Below are 4,649 nucleotides of genomic sequence, written 5' to 3' on the forward strand. Positions count from 1 at the left end.
CCTTCTTCCCTTTTTAATTACTTATTTTTGCCAATGAAAATTATACACTAACTTGAGTAGTTTGTGTCAATTGTTCGTTAGCACTTTTTTGTTTTCCGTAATTCCGCAGAAAAGCTTTGCGTCTCGTGGGCACTCAAACCCATCATTTCAAACTCAGTTTTGTATCAAATAATAAGGTGTATAAAAAAGCAATTGTTGATTACTATACACATGTGTGTTAAACTATCATTAGTGCTACCCTATTCGGTAGGCGGTTCGCCTTCGTCGCAGGAGTATTAGCCTGCGTTTACATAGAAATCCTTTATGGAAATCTCATGAGGAGGATTTGTGCTTATGCTTACAACGGAATTGTTTATAGCCATCATCAGCTTATGTATTACATGCTTTGCTCTTGGTTATACCGTTGGTTCTAAGAGCAATGATAAAACACAAAAATGACCGCCCAGTCCTGAGAAACTTAGCGATCATTTTGCAAAAAAACAATCAGGCTAACCGTCTATCGGTAGCACTTTTTCTATCACTATATTAACATCAAACTAGAATTATGTCAAACATCTATTATCCATCGATATTTTTATTTCAAAATTCCGAATATCATCATACATATAAATTTTTCTACAATAACAATCTTCCTGTTGACCTGATTTCAAAAAACTCCATTTACAGTCATCCCTATTTACGTTTTTATTTGACCTGTTTTCGTTTTTTTCTCATTTAGGTCAACCTTTTCAATTTATTTATTGACTGAAATTAACATTATTACAAAAACAGTCATTTATTTTCATTATTTTTTTGACCTATTTTATTAAAACTCTTTTTACGGTCAACACTTACTCGGAAAATGGTTGACTGCATTTGTAACTTTTTCAAATCCAGTCAACAAATTAGCATCATCATTTTCTTTTTCCCGCAACACGGTCAGTTATAAATACTCATCCTCTTTTCATATACAAAAGCGGATATGGATTTCCCTGCTCATCAAGGTCTGTTCTTTTATAAGCTGCAAATCCCATATGCTCATAAAATCCTACTGCCTGTGGGTTCTGCTCATTCACTGCCACTTCTCGAATTTCATAATTATGAATTCCATATTGCAGCAATTGTCTGCCAATTCCTTTTCCTCTTTCCTTTGGGAAAAGAAAAAGATGCGTTGCACGAACCGACTGCTCCCAAACTTTTATAATATTTGTCAACAATTTAGTTGTTCTTTCGGAAACTTCGTATATTTTCATATTCCGTAACGATACTCCTTTTCGTCTTTTTCATTTGCAGCAATGTGATATCTCTCAATCACCATATCTGCTACTTCATCTGGCGAAAGATTTGTGTTATCAATTTTTATATGATTATCAAATAAGATTTCTCCATCTTTCGTATTCAGTTGATGTCTTTGTGCATCCCTAAGTAAATTCTCTCTACTCCATTTTACATCACGTTTGGATGCCTTTCTTTCCATTCTGTGCGGTGTCAGATTGCGCTCTAAACGAGTCTCTAAATCTGCACTAAGCTCCACAAAATAAAATTTTCCACCGCTTTTTATAAATTGGTTTTCCAAATTTTTTAGATAATCAATTTCTTTCTGTAATTCAAACGCGGCAACATAAGTAAATATCATATCCACATTATGTTTAACTGCCAGCTGAAATGCTTTTTCTCTAATATAATAATTAAATTCCTTCTGTGCAGGTGTAGCAAATCCAAATATCTTATCTGATATTTCAATACTGTCATGATTCATCATCATGTTGTATTTCAGTTTATCTCTCAGACTCTCTGCTACCGTCATTTTTCCAACTGCCTGCGGTCCACATACTATAATTAAGTTCGCCATATTCTTTCCTTTCATCCGGTTATGCTGTTGACCTGATTCCAAAAAACTCCATTTACAGCCACCCATATTTCAATTTTTATATGACCTATTTGATTAAAACCCTTTTTACAGTCAACGCTTATCCATAAAATGATTGACTGTATTTGTTATATTAGCAAATACAGTCAACATTTTCTTTTTCCACAACATGGCTAGCTATAAATACCTATCTTTTCTTATAAAGAATCAGCTCTGGATTTTTTCCTTCTGCCTCATATGTGCAAACCATTATAAAATCCATATTTGCTAAAATACCATAACATCTGGCATCACCAAACTCGGATTCTAACTGATTTCCCAAATATGTTGTCTGGTCGTTTAGGAACTTAACACTTGCACCACTTGGTAATGGGTATGCCAAGTTCACATAGGACCCAACTAATGCATTCAGCCTTTCAACCTTTGGCATCCCTTCAATAGGAAGCTCATTGATTTCTTTAATCAGCTGTTCCTTGAACATTTCAAACTGCCCATCATCGCTAAGCTGTTCATACTTCTTCCAATAATCCAATGTCGGAAGAGTTGCTTTCATATGAGCACGCGCCTGTTCTTCTGTAAAGCCTTGATTTATCATATGCTTTACACACACATCAATCAAATCGTCCATATTGCTGTAGGTATAAGTTCCATCGGCATAACACCACTTACAGTAATTCTCATTCAAAGAGCCATCCCTATCATGACTAACAATTTCATCTTCCAAAGGCATTCCACAGCACTGACAAATCAGTTGTCTGGGAGCACCTAAAAGCGTATTAATTGTAACATTGAATTCCTTTGATAAAAGCTTTAGCGTTTCTGTATTGGGGACAGTTTCACCATTTTCCCAGCGTGAAACTGCCTGTCTTGTAACCATTACCTTCTCAGCTAATTCATCCTGAGATAATCCCTTTTTCGTACGAAGTTCTAATATCACATTTTTTGTTTCCATTGTTTTCACCTCCAATACTAATATCATATCAGCATATTAGCATTTAGAAAAGCAACTTGCTGTTTCCTCACTTCCAAAGTCAACAGACTTTAGCAAAAAACATCAGCGTTTGATATTTCCCTTCTCAATATTTTCTTCGATAATCTGTTTCGTAATTTCATATAGTTTCTCCGAACCAAGGCGTGTTTTATTTTGTCTGCCGTACACCTGCTCTGCGCAGACCTCATGCCTTCGCCAGTCTCCACCATCGTTGCTGTTATTTAACATAAGTGGCTGCAAATTATCCATCGCATGGGCAAACTTCGACTCCGGCGTGGCAAACTCTTCAAATTCGTCGAAAAGTGCCATAAACTCTTCTTTTTGCTCCTCCGGCAAAATAGAAAAAATTCGTTCTTTCGCTGCATCTTCACGGGCTTTCTGCGTCTTTAACGCTTCCTCATCATACGCATAGGTATCCCCCGCATCAATTTCGACAATATCGTGAATCAGACACATAAGCATTACTTTCGCAATATCAACCGGTTCGTTCGCATACTCTTTTAAAAGATACGCCATAATCGCCATATGCCAGGCATGCTCCGCATCATTTTCGTTGCGTCCGTGCCCGGAAAGGTGAGTCTGTCTGAAAATATTTTTTTCTTTGTCAATTTCCAAAGCAAAATCAAGCTGGCGCTTTAATCGTTCCTCCATTACTTAATCCTCCGTTAAATCTTTTATTTTGATACGAAAATAGTACCACTCATTTTTGCTTTCGTCAATTTGGTATAATTTCCTATTTATTTACACTGAAAAATAACTTTCCGGTGGTGCCAAATACAAATGCAGTTCATATTCTCCGCCCTCCTCGGAATAAAAATTATATTCCACATAGGGTCTATTTTTTTCTTTCTCCCAGTTTTTTGTAACCGGAAAAGATTTAATGGCATCTGATGTACGCCCCAGTCGTTTTATCACCTCAAAACTGCCGCCTTTAACACCTGCTTTCTTCGTAAAATGGCTGGCATCCATACAAATACAGCCCTCATTTTCCATGAACATACCTGTTCTTTCCAGCGCAGAATTTCCCCGGAAACTAACTACGATTTTCCCTCGTGGAATCGGATTTACCATTCTTATCTGAGGATATGTCCAGTCATTATCATCCCAGTTACGAAATCCGATATGTGCTGAATCCATCATATGAACCCATTTGCCATTTTCCATGCCATGAAACTGCCTAACATACTGCCAGTCTGCTTGTATTTTCTTTTATAATTGATTATAATTCAAAATATACAAAAAAACTTTCGGTATATTGTTAAAAAACTTTGTAATATTGCTATTTAAGGAGAATATAAAATGATACAAGAATATTCTGACGAAATCACATTTAACTTGATTTCATCCAAACAAAATTATGTAGGTGATTTTTCTAGCAGAAAACGAACAGATGTATTTTACCGGGCAATTTCAGTCAATGGCGCACGCTATGCAGAAAAAACAGGCAGGATATCATTTGCTTGTTGATACTTATTTAATTCAATTACTTTTTTCGTCAATAACCTTTTTTGTTCTTCCGTTTCTGCTCAAACATTCCAGAGCGAACCGATTGTAAAAGAAATTATGGAATACATCAAAACACATTTGCAGGAAGAGATTTCGCTCACCTCACTTTCCGATGCCTTGTCATTGAGCAAATATCACTTATGCCATATTTTCAAAGAGCAAACCGGAACCACCATATACAATCATTTCATTACTACATTTAAAAAACTAACCGGATTCACCCAAAAAAAATACGCTTCTCTTTTTTCGCTAATCATGACCACCAGCTCAGCTGGTGGTTTCCTCTGCGGCTATAAGCCTGTG

7 protein-coding genes are annotated in these 4,649 nt (G+C 36.2%); 2 read left to right on the top strand and 5 right to left on the bottom strand.

Annotation, left to right across the window (positions count from 1 at the left end; all coding sequences use genetic code 11):
- Positions 1-932: 932 nt before the first annotated feature.
- The 5 genes from DW019_RS14635 to DW019_RS14655 form a co-directional block, all read right to left on the bottom strand.
- Positions 933-1,232 carry a GNAT family N-acetyltransferase gene (locus DW019_RS14635; RefSeq protein ID WP_117479153.1) on the bottom strand — a complete coding sequence of 100 codons (300 nt, stop codon included), beginning with the start codon at positions 1,230-1,232 and terminating at the stop codon, positions 933-935.
- The gene (locus tag DW019_RS14640) at positions 1,229-1,831 is read right to left on the bottom strand and encodes an AAA family ATPase (protein ID WP_117479157.1); all 603 of its coding nucleotides are present in this window, start codon (positions 1,829-1,831) and stop codon (positions 1,229-1,231) included. Before DW019_RS14640 ends, DW019_RS14635 begins: the two co-directional genes overlap by 4 nt.
- 205 nt (positions 1,832-2,036) lie before the next feature.
- On the bottom strand, positions 2,037-2,801 hold the full coding sequence (locus tag DW019_RS14645; protein ID WP_117479154.1) for a zinc ribbon domain-containing protein: 765 nt from the start codon (positions 2,799-2,801) through the stop codon (positions 2,037-2,039).
- 102 nt (positions 2,802-2,903) lie between these two features.
- Positions 2,904-3,491 (bottom strand): HD domain-containing protein, encoded by a 588-nt coding sequence (locus DW019_RS14650; RefSeq protein ID WP_117479155.1) that lies wholly within the window; start codon positions 3,489-3,491, stop codon positions 2,904-2,906.
- Positions 3,492-3,581: 90 nt separating this feature from the next.
- Complete coding sequence (locus DW019_RS14655) at positions 3,582-4,004, bottom strand: hypothetical protein (protein ID WP_117479156.1); 423 nt, start codon at positions 4,002-4,004, stop codon at positions 3,582-3,584.
- A 135-nt stretch (positions 4,005-4,139) separates the two neighbouring features.
- Between DW019_RS14655 and DW019_RS15225 the strand changes: the two genes are divergently transcribed.
- Positions 4,140-4,307, top strand: coding sequence for a hypothetical protein (locus DW019_RS15225; RefSeq protein ID WP_181975018.1), 168 nt, complete (start codon positions 4,140-4,142; stop codon positions 4,305-4,307).
- A 96-nt stretch (positions 4,308-4,403) separates the two neighbouring features.
- On the top strand, positions 4,404-4,649 hold a 246-nt coding region (locus DW019_RS14660; RefSeq protein WP_147324431.1), incomplete at its 3' end, for an AraC family transcriptional regulator.

This window comes from Clostridium sp. AF37-5 (assembly GCF_003477605.1).
Lineage (GTDB): Bacteria > Bacillota > Clostridia > Lachnospirales > Lachnospiraceae > Eubacterium_F.